General features: G+C 34.7%; 12 protein-coding genes and 1 pseudogene. 5 read left to right on the forward strand and 8 right to left on the reverse strand.

The features are described 5' to 3' along the window. Nucleotides 1-12: 12 nt before the first annotated feature. The 3 genes from ACNH59_RS14570 to sucC form a co-directional block, all read right to left on the reverse strand. Nucleotides 13-1,800: an SLC13 family permease gene (locus ACNH59_RS14570; RefSeq protein ID WP_418263249.1), complete on the reverse strand. Its 1,788-nt coding sequence runs from the start codon at nucleotides 1,798-1,800 to the stop codon at nucleotides 13-15. A gap of 515 nt (nucleotides 1,801-2,315) precedes the next feature. Then, a complete protein-coding gene (locus ACNH59_RS14575; RefSeq protein ID WP_418263250.1) occupies nucleotides 2,316-2,654 on the reverse strand; it encodes a hypothetical protein in 339 nt (112 codons plus the stop codon). 379 nt (nucleotides 2,655-3,033) lie between these two features. Next, on the reverse strand, nucleotides 3,034-4,227 hold the full coding sequence (sucC, locus tag ACNH59_RS14580) for an ADP-forming succinate--CoA ligase subunit beta (protein ID WP_418263251.1): 1,194 nt from the start codon (nucleotides 4,225-4,227) through the stop codon (nucleotides 3,034-3,036). A gap of 416 nt (nucleotides 4,228-4,643) precedes the next feature. Here sucC and gltB point away from each other — a divergent pair, with 416 nt between their 5' ends. The 3 genes from gltB to ACNH59_RS14595 all read left to right on the forward strand — a co-directional run bounded on the left by gltB (nucleotide 4,644) and on the right by ACNH59_RS14595 (nucleotide 11,229). Further along, a complete protein-coding gene (gene gltB, locus ACNH59_RS14585; protein WP_418263252.1) occupies nucleotides 4,644-9,158 on the forward strand; it encodes a glutamate synthase large subunit in 4,515 nt (1,504 codons plus the stop codon). 4 nt (nucleotides 9,159-9,162) lie between these two features. Continuing rightward, nucleotides 9,163-10,617, forward strand: a complete 1,455-nt coding sequence (locus ACNH59_RS14590; protein ID WP_418263253.1) for a glutamate synthase subunit beta — start codon at nucleotides 9,163-9,165, stop codon at nucleotides 10,615-10,617. Nucleotides 10,618-10,749: 132 nt separating this feature from the next. Beyond that, nucleotides 10,750-11,229 carry a DUF6265 family protein gene (locus ACNH59_RS14595; protein ID WP_418263254.1) on the forward strand — a complete coding sequence of 160 codons (480 nt, stop codon included), beginning with the start codon at nucleotides 10,750-10,752 and terminating at the stop codon, nucleotides 11,227-11,229. A gap of 264 nt (nucleotides 11,230-11,493) precedes the next feature. Here the strand turns inward: ACNH59_RS14595 and ACNH59_RS14600 are convergent. From ACNH59_RS14600 to ACNH59_RS14615, 4 genes and pseudogenes are all read right to left on the reverse strand, one after another. Then, a pseudogene (locus tag ACNH59_RS14600) lies at nucleotides 11,494-12,929 on the reverse strand (TolC family protein). After that, a complete protein-coding gene (locus tag ACNH59_RS14605) occupies nucleotides 12,922-16,125 on the reverse strand; it encodes an efflux RND transporter permease subunit (protein WP_418263255.1) in 3,204 nt (1,067 codons plus the stop codon). The pseudogene ACNH59_RS14600 and the gene ACNH59_RS14605 overlap by 8 nt, the downstream one beginning before the upstream one ends. A 25-nt stretch (nucleotides 16,126-16,150) precedes the next feature. After that, nucleotides 16,151-17,233: an efflux RND transporter periplasmic adaptor subunit gene (locus ACNH59_RS14610; RefSeq protein WP_418263256.1), complete on the reverse strand. Its 1,083-nt coding sequence runs from the start codon at nucleotides 17,231-17,233 to the stop codon at nucleotides 16,151-16,153. 153 nt (nucleotides 17,234-17,386) lie between these two features. Continuing rightward, complete coding sequence (locus ACNH59_RS14615; protein ID WP_418263257.1) at nucleotides 17,387-17,815, reverse strand: hypothetical protein; 429 nt, start codon at nucleotides 17,813-17,815, stop codon at nucleotides 17,387-17,389. A gap of 305 nt (nucleotides 17,816-18,120) precedes the next feature. On the opposite strand from ACNH59_RS14615, the gene ACNH59_RS14620 reads away from it, so the two are divergent. Together ACNH59_RS14620 and ACNH59_RS14625 are read left to right on the forward strand one after the other, a co-directional pair. Next, entirely contained in the window at nucleotides 18,121-20,391 is a 2,271-nt protein-coding gene (locus tag ACNH59_RS14620) for a TonB-dependent siderophore receptor (protein WP_418263258.1), read from the forward strand. 143 nt (nucleotides 20,392-20,534) lie between these two features. After that, nucleotides 20,535-20,960 (forward strand): HIT family protein, encoded by a 426-nt coding sequence (locus tag ACNH59_RS14625; RefSeq protein ID WP_418263259.1) that lies wholly within the window; start codon nucleotides 20,535-20,537, stop codon nucleotides 20,958-20,960. A gap of 67 nt (nucleotides 20,961-21,027) precedes the next feature. Here ACNH59_RS14625 and ACNH59_RS14630 read toward each other — a convergent pair whose 3' ends face one another. Next, nucleotides 21,028-23,661: a valine--tRNA ligase gene (locus ACNH59_RS14630; RefSeq protein WP_418263260.1), complete on the reverse strand. Its 2,634-nt coding sequence runs from the start codon at nucleotides 23,659-23,661 to the stop codon at nucleotides 21,028-21,030. Between the last annotated feature and the right edge of the window lie 81 nt (nucleotides 23,662-23,742).

Consider the following 23,742-nt stretch of genomic DNA (forward strand, 5'->3'; position numbering starts at 1 on the left):
ATCAACACAAAACTACAAATAGAGCATTGGCAATAAAAAGGAAGCCAAAATCAGTAATACTATGGAAAGGACTCCTCCAATAATTAGGAAATGTTTGAATTTGTAAATTCCCAAACCATAAATAATGGCATTGGTTTGGTAACCCATTGGGGTGTAAAAACTAAAGTTAGCCCCAAACATCACTGCATACAACAAAGGCTTAGGATTAAGTTCTAATTTGGCTGCAATCGCTATTACAATAGGCGCCACTATAATTGCGGTGGCATTATTAGAAATAAAACCACTCATCAGCATGGTAAAAGCAAATATAATAGAGATGGTTACTGAGGCAGGAACCACCTTCAAAACACCGTACAATTGTTCTGCCATGTACTCATCTGTACCTGTGTTTCTCATTGCGACACCAAGTGGTATCATACCAGCCAATAAAAAAATCACTTGCCAATTGATATCGGTATAAGCATCTTTCAGCTGAATACAGCCTGTAAATAAGCACAAAGCCACCCCTATTAAACAACTTTTAAGTATCGAAAAAGTATTTGATGCTGACAATGCAATTACTAATAAGATAGCCAGAAATGAAATTACTTTTTTATACGTTGGGATATACGGATTGGTAATAACGGTATTGGCAAAAAGCAAATTATTATTATTGGCAATCTTTTGAATTTCTGTCAAACTTCCCGTTAGTAACACACGATTGCCAGGGATAATGAACTTTTTTGAGAAAAATTTCTTGAAATAATTCCTAGTATTCCGATCTTTAAAACTACTACTCACCCCTTTTACATATACATTTTCAGGTAAAGTATCATTAAATTCTTCGATAGACATATTGATAAAACGTGAATTAGGCAAGATAATCACCTCATGGAATTCATTTGTAAAGTGCTCTTCTATTAAATCTTGATCAACACCCAATATATTCAATCCTAAACTTTCCGTACGCGCGGTCAAGTCTTCTATGGTTAAATCCAACCAAAGTATGTCATTCTCTTGCAACACTTCTGATTTTAAATCTCCTTTTAAATAGTGTTTTCCTCTTTGTATTTTAATAAGATGAATGTCATTTTCATCCCAAATTTCGGTTTCAGATGTCTTTTTACCTATCAATTTAGAACCTTCTCTAATTTTTACGGTAGTAATGTAGCCAAATTTATTGTGAAGTTCAATGGTATCTAACTCGGGCGATGTGGGTAAAAATTTCTTGGCAAGAACAAAAATAATTGGAATTGAGAGCAACAAAAACAAAATACCAGCGCTTGAGAACTCAAAGAAACTAAATCGCCCAACACCACTTACTCTGGAAATATCAGAAACAATCAGATTGGTACTGGTCCCCATCAAGGTACAACTACCTCCTAAAATTCCAGCAAATGAAATCGGCAACAATACTTTTGAGCGATCAATTTTCCCTAATTTATCCAGTTCGTTAAACAATTTGATAAAAACGATAACCACTGCAGTTGTTGCCACAAAGGAAGATAGAAAACCTACAACTATCATTAATATTGGTAGAAAAACCCATATTGGTAATTTAATAATGGGTATGATTTTATGCACCATCATAGCGACAACCCCATTTTTTTCTAAACCAATAGCAATTATCATTAAGCACAATATGGTCAACACAGCATTATCTGAAAATCCCGAAACAGCTTCTTCAGGAGTTACAATTCCGCAAATAAGCAAACTAGTTAATATAAAAAAGGCTGTTTTATCTACCGTAAATTTTTCACTTACAAACAAAAGAAATGCAGTGAATAAAATTCCGATTACGATGGCTATCTCAAATGTCATACTTTCTAATATTAGAAAATTAAAGTGCTTTATAAAGCTAGATTTTTAAAGTTATACATTTTTTTCTACATCTGATATATTGATTATTAACTATTTAACAACACCTTCAATATAGACTACTTAAAAGGCCTCAATTTAGATTCTATATACTATCAATCATTTGTTTCAATAAAAAAGTATAACTCATTGATAAACTTAAATTCAAAGCAGATAAATTTAAAGGAAGTCCATAGCAAATACCTATAATTTGGACCCAAAAATAATTATCAAGCCAATTCAAGATTCTGGAAAAATTACAGCATTTATGTTTTTTAAACCAAAATTTGTATTTTCGATACTTTAGCCATTTTCTAATCAGGATTGATTTTATCTTACACTAATAAATAAGTTTATGCCCACCGGTACAATTTATTCTTATAACAATTGATAAGCTTCCAATTAGCAAGAAAAGTAAAATTTATAAAAAAATCCTAAGCCACATAGCTTAGGATTTTAAATTTATTTTAGTGTTTAATTTACGATTGAAAATTTACATCAAAAACATAAATGGTATCAATTAACAATTCATCTGTTTTAAGTTTTTTGAAGTTCAAACTTTCATTTATATAATTATTTAATTCTTCATTGAAGGAATCTGTTTGCAACACAACAATTTCATTATTGGCATTAATTCTAATCTTTACTTTTACCACAGTTTCATTTTCTAATTCACCCACTGAGGATTGAGGTGTTAAAAAAGTAGTTAATTCTTGGAAAACTTTAGAATTCGTTTTTTTAGGTTTCAATTCGTTTGCTGACACCAAAGCAGTACAAAGCAACAAAAGACACACAATAGATAAGCTTATTTTTTTCATGATTTTTCCTTTTAAGTTTTATTTTCTTTTCTTTTCTTTTACAACTCAAAACTACATCACTTACCCATAAAAAAATAAAGAACTCAAATAGCTTAACTCAATGATAAAACACAAAAAAAAGGTAAATAATTAGGCTGCTAATTTTATCCATTTAAAAATAGTTAGTCAATAATTATTCATCTGCAATATTATAGAATCGCTATAAAAACAACCAAATAGTCATCAAGAAAAGAATTCAAAACGACAGATTGAGATTAACATTGTGATAACCTTAAATTCTAACACGAATCTATTTAGTAGCAGTACAAAAAAATCCCGAGCTTTCACCCAGGATTTATATTGAATTCAACTAGCAAAACTAGTTGCAATTAATTTTCAATTAAGAAAGTGCTGCTTGAACTTGATCAGCTGCTTCTTGAAAAGCTACTGCAGATAAGATTGGCATACCAGAATTATCAATTAATTCCTTAGCGATATCAGCGTTAGTTCCTTGCAAACGAACAATAATAGGCACTTTAATAGCATCACCCATGTTTTTATAAGCATCAACAACTCCTTGAGCCACACGGTCACAACGAACGATACCTCCAAAAATATTAATCAAAATAGCTTTTACGTTTGGATCTTTTAAGATAATACGGAAAGCAGTTTCCACACGTTTAGCATCAGCAGTTCCACCTACGTCTAAGAAGTTTGCAGGTTCAAAACCAGCATACTTAATTAAATCCATAGTTGCCATTGCAAGACCAGCACCATTAACCATACATCCTACAGTTCCGTCAAGATCAACATAGTTTAATCCTACTTCTTTAGCTTCCACTTCGATTGGATTCTCCTCACGAATGTCACGCATTTCAGCAATGCTTACTTGTCTGTATAAAGCGTTATCATCAATATCAACCTTAGCATCAACCGCTAAAATTTTATCATCAGAAGTTTTCAAAACTGGATTGATTTCAAACATAGATGCGTCTGAACCAATATATGCCTTGTATAAAGCGTCAATAAACTTCACCATTTCTTTCAATGCATTTCCAGAAAGGCCTAAGTTAAAAGCAATTTTTCTTGCTTGAAAACCTTGTAATCCAACAGAAGGATCTATTTCTTCTGTAAAGATTAAATGAGGAGTATGCTCAGCTACTTCTTCGATATCCATTCCACCTTCAGTAGAATACATAATCATATTACGACCTGTTCCTCTATTCAAAAGTACGGATACATAAAATTCAGAAACTTCACTTTCACCAGGATAGTAAACATCCTCAGCTACTAATACTTTGTGAACTCTTTTACCTTCAGCAGAAGTTTGAGGAGTTACTAATTGCATTCCTATAATTTGTCCAGCAATTTCAGCAACTTGATCCAAGTTTTTAGCTAATTTCACTCCACCACCTTTACCACGTCCACCAGCGTGAACTTGGGCTTTGATAACATGCCATCCCGTTCCTGTTTCAGCAGTTAATTGTTTTGCAGCAGCAACAGCTTCGTCTGCGTTATTAGCAACGATTCCGCGTTGAATGCGAACCCCGTAGCTAGCTAAAATTTCTTTACCTTGATATTCGTGTATGTTCATAATATAGATTTTATCTTGTTCCTGAATTTGTTTCAGAATAAATAAGTGGCACAAAAGTAGCAAAATACATCCTAAGAGAGAAATATTTTTAATATTTAAAAATCAATATTTTGATAACAAATGTTAAATAAAAAGAATTTCATTTTTTAAATCGAAAAAAATCAGAATCGGCAAAAACACGACACTATTACGTTTGAAAATTCGCAAAAAAAAACATAAAAACTTGTCCAAATTGGTTAAAATTGGCTTTCAATAACAAATAAAATTATCGATTTACTAAAACAAAGAAGCAAAAACCGAATTATTTACAATTATCATCGAATTTTATGCTTTTATTACAAAAATACAGCTTCCACCACGTTTTCGATTCATAATGTATAATGAAATCTTTATTTTTGTAAAAAAATTTATCAAGCATGAAACTTAAAGAACAAGGCCTTTATTTGCCAGAATTCGAGCATGAAAACTGTGGAGCTGGTTTTATTTGCAACCTTAAAGGTGAGAAAACGAATCAAATTATACACGACGCATTAGAAATTCTAGTAAAACTAGAGCACCGTGGTGGTGTAAGTGCTGACGGGAAAACAGGAGATGGTGCCGGACTTTTGATTGACATACCACACGAATATTTCAATAGAGTTTGTGATTTTAAATTACCTGCTGCTCGTGAATATGCAGTTGGTATGGTGTTTTTACCTAAAATCAAAAATCAATACGTTTTTTGTAAAGACATCTTTGAAAAAGAAATCAAAGCACAAGGACTTGCTGTTTTAGGATGGAGAGAAGTTCCTGTTGATTCTACTCAACTAGGTGAAATTGCATTAGCTTCTGAACCTTCTATTGAGCAATTATTCGTTGGGAAAACTGAGGATATTGATGAGGCTACTTTCAAAGCAAAATTATATGCTGCCCGTAAAATCACTGAACACACAATTGCTGGCTCTAAAATCTCGCAAAGTTCTTATTTTTATGTTCCAAGTTTATCTACTACTACCTTAATATATAAAGGTATTATTATGCCTGAAGATATTGGCCCGTATTATACCGACTTACAACAAACTGATTTAGTAACTCGTTTGGCATTAGTACATCAACGTTTCTCTACCAATACGATGCCTACATGGGAATTGGCGCAACCTTTTAGATACATGTGTCAAAATGGTGAGATTAACACCCTTCGTGGTAACGTAAGTAGAATGCGTGTTCGTGAAGAAATCATGAAAAGTGATGTCTTTGGACCACAAATAGAAAAATTATTCCCTATCATTTTACCAGGAAAGTCTGATTCTGCTTCTATGGACATGGTGGTTGAATTATTAACACATACAGGAAGATCATTACCAGAAGTAATGATGATGATGATTCCTGAAGCATGGGAGAAACACAAAACCATGTCGGAAGAAAGAAAAGCTTTCTACGAATACAATGCTTGTATCATGGAACCATGGGACGGACCAGCATCTGTACCGTTCTCCGATGGTGACTACGTTGGAGCGTTATTAGACCGTAATGGTTTGAGACCTTCTCGTTATACTGTAACAAAAAGTGGTAAATTAATCATGGCATCAGAAATTGGTGTTGTAGAAGTTGACCCTGCTGACGTTGAAAGCCATGGTAGATTAGAACCTGGAAAAATGTTCTTGGTGGACATGAACGAAGGACGTATCATCAATGATGAGGAAATCAAAAGCAAAATTGTTTCTGAAAGACCTTACCAAGAATGGCTGAAACAATACCGTTTGAACTTAAAAGACGTTCCTACTACTACGATCGCTTGTCCTATCGAAACTATCGATTTAAAAACAAGAGAGCGTTTGTTCAATTATACATTAGAGGACATACAAGAAATGATTGTTCCAATGGCTCAAGCTGGAAAAGAAGCTTTGGGTTCAATGGGTATCGATACACCTCTTGCTGTTTTATCTGACAGACCTCAATTAATCCCTAACTATTTCAAACAATTATTTGCACAGGTAACAAATCCACCTTTGGATGGTATCCGTGAGGAAATTGTAACAGATATTAGTTTGGCTTTAGGTCAAGACAGAAATATTTTTGACATTTCTAGCAAACAATGTAGAAAATTAAGAATTCAAAATCCGGTAATCTCTAATGACGATTTAGAGAAAATCAGAAACATATCAATAGATAATTTCAAGGCAGAAACTATTGAAATTCTTTACTCAAAATCAAAAGGATTAAATGGTTTAGAAAATGCTTTGGATAACATTATCATCCAAATTACAAAAGCGGTTGAAAGAGGAACAAACATTATTATCTTATCAGATAGAGGTGTAAACAAAGAGTTCGCTCCAATCCCTGCTTTATTAGCTTGTTCTTACGTTCACCACCAAATGAACCGTTTGCGTAAGCGTTCTTACTTTGATATCATTATCGAATCGGCAGAACCACGTGAACCACATCATTTCGCTACTTTATTTGGTTACGGAGCAAGTGCTATCAACCCTTATATGGTAAACGAAATTATTCGAGTACAAGTACAAGAAGGTTTCATCACTGGTATCAGCGAACAAAAAGCAGTTGACAACTTCAACAAAGCAATTGGTTCAGGAATTCTAAAAATCATGAACAAAATCGGAATCTCTACTTTACATTCTTATAGAGGTTCTCAGATTTTTGAAATCGTTGGTTTCAACTCTAAATTTGTTGAAAAATACTTCCCTTACACAGCTTCAAGAATTGAAGGTATTGGATTGTATGAAATTGAGAAAGAAATTAGCGAAAGATATAATTACGCTTATCCAGATGTATTAATTCCAAACCGTTTAGGATTAAACATTGGTGGAGAATATAGATGGAGACGTAACGGGGAAAGACATATGTTCAACCCAACCACTATCGCTAAATTACAACAAGCTGTACGCTTAAGTGATCAAGATAGTTATGATGTATATGCTAAAACTGTAAACGATCAAGCTAAAAACTTAATGACCATTCGTGGATTATTTGAGTTTGATAACTTAGACCCTATTCCATTAGACGAAGTAGAACCATGGACTGAAATCGTAAAACGTTTCAAAACAGGTGCAATGTCTTACGGATCTATCTCTAGAGAAGCTCACGAAAACTTAGCCATCGCAATGAACCGTATTGGAGGAAAATCCAATTCAGGTGAAGGAGGAGAAGACAGAACTCGTTTCCAACCAGATGTAAACGGAGACAGCCGTAACTCGGCTATCAAGCAAGTAGCTTCTGGACGTTTTGGAGTAACTTCTCACTACTTATCTAGTGCAAAAGAGATTCAAATTAAAATGGCTCAGGGTGCAAAACCAGGAGAAGGTGGACAATTACCAGGTGAAAAAGTATTGCCATGGATTGCATCGGCTCGTAACTCAACTCCTTTTGTAGGACTGATTTCACCTCCGCCACACCACGATATTTACTCAATTGAGGATTTAGCACAATTAATCTATGATTTGAAAAACGCTAACAGAGAAGCACGTATCAACGTGAAATTAGTTTCTGAAGTTGGTGTTGGAACAATTGCTGCGGGTGTTGCTAAAGCAAAAGCTGACGTTGTATTAATTGCAGGTTACGATGGTGGTACTGGAGCATCTCCATTAACATCGTTGAAACACGCAGGTCTTCCTTGGGAACTTGGTTTGGCAGAAGCACAACAAACGTTAGTATTAAACAACTTAAGAAGCCGTATCGTTGTAGAATGTGACGGTCAATTGAAAACAGGACGTGACGTAGCTATTGCTGCTTTACTAGGTGCTGAAGAATTTGGCTTCGCTACTGCTCCACTAGTTGCTTCTGGATGTATCATGATGCGTAAATGTCACTTGAACACTTGTCCTGTAGGTATCGCTACTCAAGATAAAGAGTTACGCAAAAACTTTAAAGGAACTCCTGAGCACGTAATTAACTTCTTCTACTATGTGGCAGAAGAATTAAGAGGAATTATGGCTCAATTAGGTTTCAGAACATTAGAAGAAATGATTGGTCAAACGCACAAAATCAATTCTAACAAAGCAATTACTCATTATAAAGCAAGAGGTTTAGATTTATCTTCTATCCTACACAGACCTGACACGTACAAGTACATGACAGTTCGTAACACTGAGAAACAAGACCATGGATTAGACAATGTATTGGATTTCCAAATCTTGAAAGATTCTCATCGTGCTTTATATAGAAAAGAAAAAATGACTTTGGATTACCCAATTAGCAATATCAACAGATCTGTTGGTGCAATTGTGAGTAACGAAATTTCAAAAATATACGGTCACTTAGGATTACCAGAAGATACCTTAAACATTAATTTCACAGGTTCAGCAGGACAAAGTTTAGGAGCATTCAGTGCACATGGATTAACTTTTACAGTAGAAGGAAATACAAATGACTATTTGGGTAAAGGTTTGTCTGGAGCTAAATTAATCATTAAGAAACCAGCTGCTGCGACATTTGTTGCTGAAGATAACATTATCGTTGGAAATGTTTGTTTGTTTGGAGCAATCGAAGGAGAAGCTTACATCAACGGTATTGCAGGAGAACGTTTTGCAGTACGTAACTCAGGTGCTACAGCAGTAGTTGAGGGTGTGGGAGATCACGGTTGTGAATACATGACTGGTGGTAAAGTTGTTGTTCTTGGTAAAACAGGAAGAAACTTTGCAGCAGGTATGAGTGGTGGTATCGCTTATATTTACGATCCAAATAACAATTTCAAAAACGGTTTGTGTAACACCGAAACTATTGAATTTGAAACAATCGAAGGTGCTGAAGCAGATGAATTAAAACAATTGATCGAGAAGCATGTCCTTTACACCAACAGTACTAAAGGAACTGAATTATTGAAAGATTGGAGCGCAAGCTTAAACAATTTCGTAAAAGTAATGCCTACAGAATACAAAAAAGCATTGAAGCGTTTGGAAACTGAGGTACAAATGGTAGAAGAATTAACAGTATAATACAATGGGAAAAGTAACAGGTTTTAAAGAATTCGAAAGAAAAGATGAATCATACACAGCTGTACAAGAGCGTGTAGGGCATTATAAAGAATTTACAGTTCCTTTGAGCGAAGCTGAAATCACAGAACAAGGTTCACGTTGTATGGATTGTGGTATCCCATTTTGTCATAGTGGATGTCCGTTAGGGAATTTAATCCCTGATTTCAACCACATGGTTCACCAAGGTGAATGGCAAAAAGCCTCTTGGATACTACACTCAACAAATAACTTCCCTGAATTTACAGGACGTTTATGTCCTGCACCATGTGAAAAAGCATGTGTATTAGGGATTATCAATGAACCAATATCTATTGAAAATATAGAAAAAAACATCGTTGAACGTGCTTTCGCAGAAGGATGGATCAAACCACAACCTCCAAAAAACAGAACGGGTAAAACTGTTGCTGTTGTTGGGTCCGGTCCTGCTGGATTAGCTGCTGCACAACAATTGAACAGAGCTGGTCATACAGTTACTGTTTTTGAAAGAGACAATGCAATAGGTGGATTATTACGTTATGGTATTCCTAATTTCAAATTAGAAAAAGAAATCATCGACAGACGTATTGCTATCCTTGAAGCAGAAGGTATTACTTTCAAAGTAAACACTAACGTTGGTGTAAACTATGATATCAATGACTTAAAAGCATTTGATTCTATCGTGCTTTGTGGTGGAGCAACAGAAAGAAGAAGCTTACCTACTCCAGGTGCTGATGCAGATGGCGTAGTTCAAGCAATGGATTTCTTGACACAACAAACCAAAGTAGTTTTTGGAGAAAAAATCGAAAATCAAGTATTAGCTACCGGTAAAGATGTAATCGTTATTGGTGGTGGAGATACAGGATCTGACTGTGTGGGTACTTCTAACCGTCATGGGGCGAAATCAGTAACCAACTTTGAGATTATGCCAAAACCTCCAGTAGGAAGAAGCGAAACTACTCCATGGCCTTTCTGGCCGTTGCAGTTGAAAACATCTTCTTCTCATAAAGAAGGTTGTGAAAGAAACTGGTTAATCAACACCAAAGAATTCATCAAAGATGCTAATGGTAAATTAACTGCTCTTAAAACGGTAAATGTAGAATGGAAAATCGTTCCTGGACAACGCCCAGAATTGATTGAAGTTGAAGGTTCTGAGAAAATATGGCCATGTGACTTAGCTTTATTGGCTTTAGGTTTTACAGGTCCAGAGAAAACTTTGGCTGAACAACTAGGTTTACAAACAGACTTTAGAAGTAACTATAAAGCAAATAACTACCAAACTAATGTTCCGAACATATTCACTGCGGGAGATATGAGAAGAGGACAATCCTTAATTGTTTGGGCTATTTCTGAAGGTCGTGAGGCTGCCAGAGAAGTTGATTTGTACTTGATGGGAACAACTAACCTTCCTACTAAAGAAGGTGGTGATTTACCAGGAGTATAATACATTGTTAAAATAATTTCAAAATGGCTGTCTATGAATTTAGACAGCCATTTTTATTTTCTAGTTGTTTTATTATACAATCATTTTTTTCCTAATTTAGCCTCTGCAATCAATCATTAAATATCCTGTCTTATGATTTCAAGAATTAGTCTTTTATCTATTATTGTAGCCTGTGTTTCCTGTCAAAAAAATTCAAAATCAGACAAAGAATTGATTCGTTCATCCGAATGGTTGTTGGGAAATTGGGAACAAAAAACGACAGAAGGTTTGCTCGTTGAAAACTGGACGAAAGTCAATGATAGTACATTGAATGCTACTTCTTTATTTATTAGAGAAAAAGATACCATCCATAAAGAAACGATTGTACTCCAACAAACGGGAGAAAACCTTACTTATAAAACTACTATTAAGGGACAAAACAACGACCAACCCATTCTTTTTTTATCGAAAGAATCCCTAGAAAACCAATTAATTTTTGAAAACCTCAACAATGATTATCCTCAAAAAATCAGTTATTCGAAGCCAAAAGAAAACCAACTGCTAACTGAACTTTCAGGAGTACAATCAGGAAAACAAAATACCGAAAAATACATTTTAGCCAAGAAAAATTAACTGAACTAAAGTTCCCTAATTGTCTTATTATTTTGTCACGTTTACACGAATTGACACAAATTTAGGAATATATAAAATGAATTACACCATTTTTCTAATTTTAAAAATTCTTGTAATCTACAGATATTAGAGTGCGTTGAATTGGAGCCTCTAGTTAATAACTAACAGAAAAAGTAAATTCGTATCTAACACAAAAAAGGTTGCCTTTTCAGACAACCCTTTCTCACCAATAAAATATGAAACTAAATAAGCTAACTTGACCCATTAATTCCACCCGCCTCCAAGAGCTCTATAAATGTCAACAAAAGCATTCATTTGTTGTTTTTTAGTTTCGATTAATTCGAATTTTGATTCTAATGCTTCTCGTTGAGTCAACAATACTTCCATATAATCAGCACGGGCCGATTTAAATAATTCATTAGAAATCCCAACCGATTGGTTTAAAGCTTGAACTTCTTGCGATTTTAAATCAAAACTTTGTTCCATATTTTTGATTTTGGACAATTGATTTGCTACCTCAACATAAGCATTTACTAGTGTTCTTTCATAATTGTAAACGGCTTGAATTTGTTTTGCATTGGCACTTATATAAGTCGCTTTGATCGCATTTCGATTAATTAAAGGCGCTACTAAATCACCAGCAAAAGAATACAATAACGACTCAGGAGTTTCTAATAAATACTTCGCATTGAAAGCCTGAAAACCTATTCCTGCTGAAATTCCTAAAGAAGGATAAAAACGAGCCTTGGCTACTTTTACATCCAAATTAGCAGCTGCTAATTCCATTTCAGCTTGTTTGACATCTGGACGATTTCCCAACAATTGAGAAGGAACACCCGCATGAACTTTGGCTGGCACTAAATTCTCAAAAGAATGGTGTTCCCTACTAATGGGTTGAGGAAAACGACCACCAAAAAGTTGATTTTATTCTCCGTTTCAGTTATTTGCTGTTGGATCGAAAACTGCAAACCACGAGTATTTAAAACTTGTGCCTCAAAACGACGAACCGCCAACTCGGTAACACGAGCTGATTCTTTTTGCAATTTGACAATTTTAAAAGCATTGGTTTGAATTTCGATATTTTGTTTCACAATTTCCAATTGATTGTCCAAAGCCAATAACTCATAATAGGAATTAGCAATCTCAGCAATTAAATTAGTTTGCACAAAATTACGGCCTTCAACACTAGCTAAATAACGGCTTAGAGCTGCTTTTTTAGCATTGTGCAGTTTGCCCCAAATATCAGCTTCCCAAGTTGCAAAAGCACCAATTTTATAATCTTGAAGTGGTTCGGGAGTTTCGATACCTAGTTTGATTTCAGTAGTTGCTTCACTAGCTCCAATATTGGTATAGCGACCCACCTTATCTATTCCTGCACTAGCATTCAATCCCACAAACGGTAAATATTCTCCTTTTCTAGCTCTAATTTCGCTTTGAGCAATTACCATTTCTTGCATCGTGATGTTGAGCTCTTGATTGTTTTTTAAAGCACTTTCTACCAACTCATTCAAATAAGTGTCTGTGAAATACGTTTTCCACTGAATTTTGGCAGAGTTCAAAGTATCATTGGTAGTATTAAAAAATACCTCTGGAACCGTTTTATTTTCTGTTTTTTTAACCACAGAAGGAACCATACAACCTGCTAGACTTATTAATACGCAGGTTAAACCTGCGTATTTTAGTTTATTTAATTTATTCATTTTTATCGTTTTCTTCAGTTGTTGAGAAATCATCAATATAGTGTACAAATCCTTCTGTCAATGACTCATCCTCTTCTCCTTTAATTAATTTTCTACCATCAGCTAATGAGCCAAAAATATAATAGAGTCCCGGAACAATTATTACTCCGAAAATAGTTCCAAAAAGCATTCCTCCTAAAGCGGCTGACCCCAATGTCCTATTACCAATAGCACCCGCTCCTGTCGCAAGCATCAACGGAATCAATCCAGCGATAAAGGCAAACGAAGTCATCAAAATAGGACGGAAACGCACTTTGGCACCTTCAATGGCTGCTTCTAAAATCGTCATCCCTTCATGATGCTTCTGGACAGCAAATTCTACAATCAAAACTGCATTTTTACCGAGTAGTCCAACGAGCATAATGAGACCAATTTGAGCATAAATATCATTTTGAAGTCCCATTATTTGTAACAAAAGAAAAGAACCAAAAATCCCTACTGGCAATGATAAAACCACGGCTAATGGAATGATGAAACTTTCATATTGTGCTGCTAAAACAAAGTAGACAAAGGCTAATACAATCATAAAAATGTAAAGCGATTCGTTTCCTCTACTGGCTTCGTCATAAGACAATCCTTCCCATGCAATATCATAATTTTTAGGTAAGGTTTCTGCTGCTACTTCTTTGACTGCCTCAATAGCGTCAGCTGTGGTATAACCTTTGGCTGGAAGTCCTTGAATGGCTGCCGAATTGTACATGTTATAACGTGTGATTTCATTAGGCCCTTGGGTTTTGACCAACTTCATAAAAGCGGAATATGGAACCATTTCGTCACGGTCATTCTTAATGTACAGATTTAAGATATCAGATGGTAATCGTCTGAATTTAGGATCAGATTGTACGTAAACCTTAAAGAAACGTTCAAATTTGATGAAACCCTGTTCATATGTACTACCAATTAAGATGTCCAGATTTTCCATGGCTTTACCAATAGAAACTCCTTTTTGCATAGCTAGTTCATTATCAACTTCCAACTCATACTGTGGATAATTCGCTGCAAAAAAGGTAAACAAGCCTGTAAGTTCTTTGCGTTTGCTCAAATTTTCCATGAAATCTTTGTTAATCTTGTCAAAGTCTTTATAATCAACCGTAGTGTTTTTATCTAACAAACGCATCGAAAAACCTCCTGACGAACCAAAACCAGGAATTGCTGGCGGTTCAAAAAACTCAATTTTTGCTCCAAGGTCTCTTGATTTTTCTTCTAACTCTTCCATGATTTCGGTCACTTTATGTTTTCTATCCGACCATGGTTTTAAGTTAATCAAACAGGTTCCTGCATTAGAACCCCTACCCTCTGTCATGATTTCGTATCCTGCAAGCGAAGAAACCGACTCTACTCCATCTACCTCTTCACACACTTTTTGAAGTCTTTGTGATACCTGATTGGTCGTTTCTAAAGTGGATCCTGGAGGTGTTTGGATAATCGCATATATAGTTCCTTGGTCTTCACTTGGAATAAATCCTGAAGGAAGAATTTGATTAACAAAAAAGGTACCAATACAAAAAGCAATCAAAATAGCAAAAGTCAACACACGCCTGCTTACAATCGATTTGAGAAGCTTCACATATTTTCCTGTCAACTTATCAAATACACGGTTGAAGCTATCTAAACTCTTAGTTAACAGATTTTTTTTCGTTTCTTTTCCATGATTATTTTTTAGTAACATCGCACACAAAACTGGTGTCAATGTCAAAGCAATAACCGCCGAAATTACAATCGAACTCGCCATTGTAATCGAAAACTGTCTGTAAAATGTTCCAACTGGACCAGACATAAATGAAATAGGTACAAACACCGAAACCATTACAGCCGTGATGGCGATAATTGCACCACTAATTTCACCCAAAACTTTCTTAACTGCCAAATAAGGTGTAATATGCGGGAATTCTTCAAACTTGGCGTGAACAGCCTCGACGACGACAATGGCATCATCGACCACAATACCAATAGCCAATACTAAGGCAAACAAGGTCACTAAGTTGATGGTAATTCCAAAAAATTGAATGACAAAGAAGGCTCCGATAAGCGAAACAGGAACTGCCAAAATCGGAATCAAAGTCGAACGCCAATCTCCTAAAAATATAAACACAACTAAGGCAACCAAAATAAAGGCATCTCTCAAAGTGTCAATTACTTGTTCTATGGAAGCGTCTAAGAATTTCGATACATCATAACTGATTTTGTAATCCAAGCCTGGAGGAAAGGTTTCTTTCATTTCTTCCAATTTCTCTTTTACTTGCTCAATTACCTCATTAGCATTACTTCCATAATTTTGTTTCAATACAATAGAAGCAGATGGATGTCCGTCTAAATTGGAATAAATATCGAAAAATTCACTCCCTAGTTCGGCTCTACCTATGTCTTTTAAGCGAATACTTTCACCATTAGGATTGGCACGAATGATTACATTATCATATTCTTTTGGTTCACTAAATCGTCCTTTATAGGTCAATACATATTCTAAAGATTGTGCTTGAATTCCTGAACTTTGTCCAATACGCCCTGGACGACCTACAATACTTTGTTCTCCCAATGCTTTCATCACTTCGTCAGTAGAAACATTATAGGCTCTCATACGGTCAGGATTCAACCAAATACGCATCGCATAAGTTCTACTTCCTAAGATTTGTGACCTTGCAACACCTTTGATCCTGTTGATTTCAGGAAGCATTTTCACGTTGGCATAGTTGTAAAGGAATTTTTCATCCATATTTTTACCCGTTGCATAAAGGTTGACATACATCAACATACTCGGTTGGATAGGTGTAATCACAACTCCTTCTCTTTGTACTAATTCAGGCAATAATGGCATTACTTGATCGACTCTTGTCTTTACTCTAATCACCGCCTGATTGGGGTCGGTACCAGGTTCAAAAATGATTCTCAAAGTAGCTTCTCCTGCACTAGTCGCATCGGTTGCCATATACCTCATATCTTGAACACCATTAATGGCATTTTCTAAGGTAATTAATGTAGATTTCACCAATACATCTGCACTTGCGCCAGGATAAGCAATAAATATATTTACGGTTGTAGGGGCAATATCAGGAAATTGTGAGGTGGGCAATTTTAAAATTGCCAACAGTCCCATAAAAACAATAACAATCGAAATCACTATCGCAAAAACGGGTCTTTGTATAAATTTACTAAACATGTTTTTATCTTTTTAAATGATTTGATTATTCAGCATACAATTCTAAATGCGCCAAAACAGATTCTGGTTTCTCTAATTTATACTCGATTTTTTCGTTTTCTTTTACTAATCGAATCCCTTCTAGAAGTACTTTATCATTCAACGTCAAACCTTCTTTGATGATGAAAAGGTGAGGCAATTCGGCAGCGATGATAATCTCTCTTGATTTGATTACATTGTTCTTGTCTAAAACATACACATATTTTTTGTCCAAAACTTCAAAAGTGGCTTTTTGAGGAATCAACATAGCATTTTTGTACGGTAAACTCATTTCGATATTACCCGTTTCTCCATGTCTTAACAATCGTTTGGGATTTGGAAAAGTGGCTCTAAAAGGGATATTTCCTGTTTCATTATTAAAATTAGCTTCAATCGTTTCAACAACTCCTGAATAATCAAATAACTCATTATTTGCCATTAATAAATTCACTTTGGTCTTACCATCATTATGTGCTTTGGTAGCATAATCAAGGTATTCTGCCTCAGGAACATTGTAATACACCCACATTGAACTGTTATCTGAAAGTTCTGTAAGTAAATCACCTTCATCAACTAAACTTCCTAAACGAACATGAAAACGGTCAATAATCCCATCAAACGGCGCTCTTATCTCTGTAAAGTTTAGATGTACTTGATTCAATGACATTTCGGCTTTGGCCTTATCTAATTTGGCTTTAGCCATAGCTAATTCATTTTTGGAAACCACATTTCCGTCGGCAAGTTTTTTGGTGTTTTGATATTCGATTTCAGCAAAATTGGCTTCCGCTTTTGATTTTGCAAATTCTGCTTGATAGATATTTGGCATAATTTTGAATAGCAACTGTCCTTTTTTAACAGCCTGACCTTCATCAACATAAATTTGTTGTAAGTACCCTTTTTCCAAGGCTCTCAATTCAATATGACGAATGGAGCTTATTTGACAAACATATTCTTTTGTAATGGCTGTATCTTTTTGAACTGGATTAGTTACTAAGAATTTCGTTTCTTCTTTCTTTTCTTCTTTTTTGTTATTGCAACTAGCAAGCCCCATTAAAGCACACAGGCTTAAGAGCATAGATAATTTCTTCATAATAAGGGATCTTATTAAAGTAAATGTTTTTTTGTGAAATATTTAAAATAGAATAAGCACTAAGCATGCCCTGTAATTGAGACTACAAGGAAACGGTTTTAGATAAAACAAAAAGTGCTTGGCAATTGCAAATTGCCTATAAGAAATTTACAATCAAATGCGGAAAACCTGAAAAAAGACATATCTTTTATAAGAAATCAGGTTATTAAAAATCGTTTTGTAGGATGCTTTTTTCTTGACCGTAATTGGTATGTTTATACCTCTTAGAATTTGGTAAAAAGAAGCAAAATAACTTTTGGAAAGTAATTCTTTCTTGGATGAAAATTGTTCATCTTCTTCAACTTCGTTATCAGTAGCTCGAAGTTTAAAATCAATATTTTTTGTAAAAGGTTGTTCAATATGAAAAGAAGTCAAACATGTAATGAGTACGTTCTCATTACCAACATTCCCCTTTTCATTTGCTTTTTCAATAGAAAAAGAATATGAATTGCTTATAAAATTAGTGGCAAATAATGAACTGTAACCGCTAAAAATGATTACAATTAAATACAGAAAAAATCGATAATTCAACTTCTTTTTCATGATTGCGAAATTACACTTTCTTAGATAGCTATCAAATCTACTACTGTTAAATATTGTTAAATAGATTTTTATATGAATTTAAAGTCAAAAACAACACTTCAATTTTTATATGTAAAATCTAAATCCCACAAAAATTCTTGATTCGTCTCTACAATTCAATTGTTAAGCTAATCCCAAAAAACCTACTAAACAATAAGTTAGAAAAAATCACGTATTTTATTTTTATTTATTCTAAATAAACTTTGTGAAAAACTTTTTTAGGAACTACATTTGCCTTGTTATTTTAATTAAATCTAAATAAAATTATGAAAAATATCGTGTTATTGATGACAACCTTAATGGGAGTAAGTTTACAAGCTCAAGAAGTATCAACCCTTTACTCCCAAACTACATTAGAAGCCAAATACAATTTTGTGCATGATACTATTAAAAACAAAAAAGGAGAAATCCTTAGAGAAGTGACTATTACAGCAAACAAGCAACCAAAACCAGTCACGGTATTACGCTCTGGATTGCAACCAATGGACATCCCACAAAGCATTCAGATAATTGATTCAGAAATTATAACTCAACAACAAGCCATTCGTTTAAGCGAAGTTATTAAAAACACTAATGGTGTTTATGTAGGTTCAGCACGTGGTGGAGCTCAAGAATCCTTCTGGTCTAGAGGTTATGATATGGGACCCAATAATATGCTAAAAAATGGATTTCGTTATAACGCTGGATCTATACCCGAGGTTTCTTCATTAGAAAGAGTCGAATTTTTAAAAGGTGGTTCGGCATTATTGTATGGTAATGTGGCACCTGGAGGAATCTTAAATTTAGTTACAAAAACACCCCAATTCACTCAAGGCGGAGAGATTTCGATACAAGCTGGTAGCTACTCATATTACAAACCCACAGTTGATTTTTATGGTCCATTAAACAAATCAATTGCTTACCGTTTCATTGGTTCGTATGAAAACTCAGAAAGCTTTAGAGATGTGGTTAAAAATGAACGAATTTATTTCAATCCCTCGTTCTTATTTAAAATAACTGATAAAACACATTTTACTCTTCAAGGAGATTATTTAGATGCAGATTGGACCCCTGATTTTGGTACTGGAATTATTGGTAAAGAAATTTTAGATATCTCTCGAAATAAATATTTTGGAGCCCTATGGTCAACTGGTAATACTAAATCTGCTAGTGTATCGGCTTTATTGAATCACGGTTTTAATAAAAATTGGAAATTAAATTTCAATACTTCGTTTCAAAATTACAATAGAACCCAAAAATCAACTGCTCAACTTTCTGGTTTAGACACTTACGCTGTCCCTGGAGACTGGAACCGTTCGTTGACACAAAATGATAATTCAGAACAAATATTTGGTAACCAATTGAGTTTACAAGGCTGTTTCAGTACAGGAAGTATCAAGCATCAAATATTTACTGGCGTTGATTTTGAAAATTCTTTAACAACTGCATACACTTTCGCATTTAACGAAAAATCAGTAATGGTAAATGGTAAACATGTAGCTAATCTTTATGATTCTATAAATCTTTTTACTTTTGATCCTACAACACAAAGAAATGACATTCCAAATGCTAATACTACCAAAATTGTATACACAAATGCAAAACGTTTTGGAGCTTATGCTCAAGATTTGATTTCAGTAACAGATCAAGTTAAAATTTTAGCTGGATTACGTTGGTCATGGCAAGAATCACAGGCAGACACACGTGATTTGACTAAAAACCCTCTCACCTTTGACGAAGGTGCAAAGCGTTTAGACCATGCTTTTTCTCCAAAAGTTGGATTGGTCTTACAACCTACTAAAGACATTTCCCTATTTGCTAGTTATTCTAATTCTTTTACACCTAATAATGGTAACACCTATAACAATCAACCTCTTGACCCTTCCATCATAGATCAATACGAAGCAGGGGTTAAAACTGATTTTTGGAGAGGAATACTGAGCACAAATGTTACTATATATCAAATATCTAACAACAATTTGGTTCAAACAGCACCATTTGAAGCTGATGGTGTAACTCCAAACAACAACTCAAATTTAAAAATAATGAGTGGAGAAACTAAAAGTAAAGGTGTTGAATTTGATGTTACTGCTAAACCACTAGAAGGATTTAATATCAATGCTGGATACAGCTACAATGACATGCGATTTGTGAACACACCCATAGCTATTGGGAATTCAGTAAAAGGGGATCGTGTTGCGAGAACTCCAGCAAATACAGCAAATTTAAGTTTCTTTTATACCGTACAATCAGGAAAATTAAAAGGAATATCAATTGGTGCCATTGGAAATCATATTGGAAACCGAATTGCTGGTTGGAACAACCGCTATGTTGTAGATCCAAATAATGCTAATAACTTGATTATTGAAGACCGAGAAGTTCCCATTCACGGATATACTACAGTTGACATATCAGCTGGTTATACTTGGAAAAAAGTCTCAATCTTATGCAAATTATCAAACATTACTAACGAATTGAACTATACCGTTCATGAAAACTATAGTCTAAACCCAATTGCACCGCGTCAAATATTGACTTCATTAAAATATATGTTTTAAAATATTCAAATATTTATTGGATACTGTCTCCTTTAAAAGCTTTTCCTAAGTGAAAATTAGGAAAAGCTTTTGCTTTTAAAAATAAAAATTACATTTACACAATTCAAAAAAACAAATTACAGTTATTTTTAAAAGTACCTACTATGTCGAGTCCCGCTTCAGCATGTCTTTATTGTCAAAACAATGACAACTTACATCAATTAATGATTAAAATTACTGATCTTGATGTATCGCAACTTTTTTTATTCAAAGAACAATCTTATTCTGGACGTTGTAATCTAGTTTACAACCAACACGGACTAGAATTATTTGACTTGAATGAGGAACAACGCTCCGCCTATATGGGAGACATTGCCAAAGTAGGAAACGCAATTAACAAAGCCTTTGCTCCTTCTAAAATTAATTATGGCGCCTATAGCGATACCTTATCTCATTTACACATGCATATTGTTCCCAAATACAAAGATGGATATGGTTTTGGAAGTGTTTTTGAAATGAATCCACAAAAAATCTATTTATCAGATATTGAATACGAAGCGGTTATTTCAAAAATAAAAGCTCATTTGTAATTTCAAAAAAATCCCATTTGTTCCTAAAAACAAATGGGATTTTTATTTTGCAAATCAATTTTGATTTTTAATTCAATCCTGCCAAACTTTGCTCGATAGTCGTGATTTTTGCCAAAGCATCGGCTTCTTTTTGACGTTCATTAGCAATTACTTTTTCAGGTGCTCCTGCTACGAATTTCTCATTAGACAATTTTCCTTGAACTGATTTCAGAAATCCTTTGGTATAATTCAACTCTGCTGTCAATTTTTCAATTTCTTCGGCAACGTTGATGTTTCCTGTGATTGGAATGAAATATTCGTTAGAGTTCACACGGTATGACAAGGCGCCATCTACTTTTTCGGTCACATACTCAAAAGAAGAAATGTTCCCTAATTTAGTAATTACGGTATCAAAATAAGTAGAAATACCATCATTGTTAATTCCTTTCAACTCAATAGCATCTTTAAAAGGAATGTTTTTGTCTTTACGAATGGTTCTGATTCCAGAAATGACTTCCATCGTAATATCAAAATCAGAAACCAAAGTCGCATTTGCTGTTTTAGCCACAGGCCAAGTTGATACAATCAAAGCTTCTTCTGGAGTTCTTTCCGTAATTAATTGCCAAATTTCTTCGGTCAAGAATGGCATGAATGGGTGTAACAACTTCAAATTATTTTCGAGCATTTCTATCGCTTTCACAAAAGTTACACTGTCAATTGGTTGTTGGTATCCTGGTTTAATCATTTCTAAGAACCAAGAACAGAAATCATCCCAAACGAGTTTGTAGATTCCCATCAAAGCTTCAGAAATTCTATATTTATCAAAATTATCTTCAATTTCAGCTAATACTTGTTGGAACTTCGCTTCGTACCATTCGATAGCTACTTTAGAAGATTCTGGTTGTTCAATTGCATTAGAAACTTCCCAACCTTTAATTAATTTGAAGGCATTCCAAATTTTATTCGAAAATCCTTTTCCTTGGTTGCATAATTCTTCATCAAACATGATATCGTTTCCTGCAGAAGCACTCAAAAGCAATCCCACACGAACACCATCGGCACCAAACTTCTCAATTAATTCTAATGGCTCAGGTGAATTCCCTAATGATTTAGACATTTTACGTCTTTGTTTGTCACGTACCAATCCTGTTAAATAAACATTGGTAAACGGTTTTGCACCAGTATATTCGTAACCTGCTATAATCATACGCGCTACCCAGAAAAACAAAATATCAGGACCAGTTACCAAATCATTGGTTGGATAATAATATTTAAAATCCTCACTCTCAGGATCCATAATTCCACCAAAAACTGACATTGGCCACAACCAAGAAGAGAACCAAGTATCTAGTGCATCTACATCTTGTCGTAAGTCAGAAATTAGAAGTGCAGGGTTAGAAGTTCTTTCTTGCGCTAATTTTAACGCCTCTTCGATATTCTCAGCTACAACAAAATCTTCTTTTCCATCACCGTAATAAAAAGCTGGAATTTGTTGACCCCACCACAATTGACGAGAAATATTCCAGTCGCGTATGTTATTTAACCAATGCGCATAGGTGTTTTCGAAGCGTTTTGGGTGCAATTTGATGTCACCATCCTCTAAAACCGACTTGATAGCAGGTTTTACCAAATCCTCCATCTTTAGAAACCATTGATCTGATAATCTAGGTTCGATAACCGCTTTGGTTCTTTCAGAAGTTCCTACTTTATTCAAGTGGATTTCTGTTTTGGCTAAATCCCCTTTTTCCTCCAATTCTTTGGCAATAGCTTCACGTACTGTAAAACGATCTTGTCCTTGGTAATGCAAACCAAAACTATTCAAAGTCGCATCTTCATTGAAGATATCAACGATTTCAAGATTGTGCTTTTCTCCCAAAGTTTTATCATTCATATCGTGGGCAGGAGTCACTTTCAGACATCCTGTTCCAAACTCGATATCTACATACTCATCTTCGATAATTGGAATCACACGACCGCAAATAGGGACAATAGCTTTTTTGCCTTTCAAATGTGTAAAACGCTCATCATTAGGATTGATACAGATAGCGGTATCTCCAAAAATAGTTTCTGGACGTGTCGTTGCAACTGTTAGAAAATCCTCTGAACCTTCAATTTTATATTTCAGAAAATATAACTTTCCTTGTCTTTCTTCAAAAATAACCTCTTCATCAGATAAAGTGGTTTTTGCCTCTGGATCCCAGTTTACCATTCGGTAGCCACGGTAAATCAGTCCTTTGTTATATAAATCCACAAAAGATTTGATCACTGATGCAGACATATCTGGGTCCATCGTAAACTTAGTACGTTCCCAGTCACAAGAACATCCCAATTGTTTCAATTGTTCCAAAATAGTCCCACCATATTTTTCAGTCCAATCCCAAGCGTGTTTTAAAAACTCCTCACGAGACAAATCATTTTTATTGATTCCCTCCGCTTTTAATTTGGCCACAACCTTAGCTTCTGTAGCAATAGAAGCGTGGTCTGTTCCAGGAACCCAACAAGCATTGAATCCTTTTAAACGCGCACGACGAATCAAAACATCCTGAATAGTATTATTCAGCATATGCCCGATATGTAGTACTCCTGTCACATTTGGTGGTGGAATTACAATCGTATAAGGTGTTCTATGATCTGGTTCAGAATGAAAATAATTATTTTTCATCCAGTACTCGTACCATTTATTCTCAATAGTTTTAGCGTCAAATTGTGCAGGAATTGTCATTTTATCATTTATTTGTTTAATCGGTTATTCATCTAATCGATTAAACAAATAACCGATTAAACAAATAACCTTTTCTTTTGG

It is taken from the genome of Flavobacterium faecale, from assembly GCF_048320115.1.
Lineage (GTDB): Bacteria > Bacteroidota > Bacteroidia > Flavobacteriales > Flavobacteriaceae > Flavobacterium > Flavobacterium faecale_A.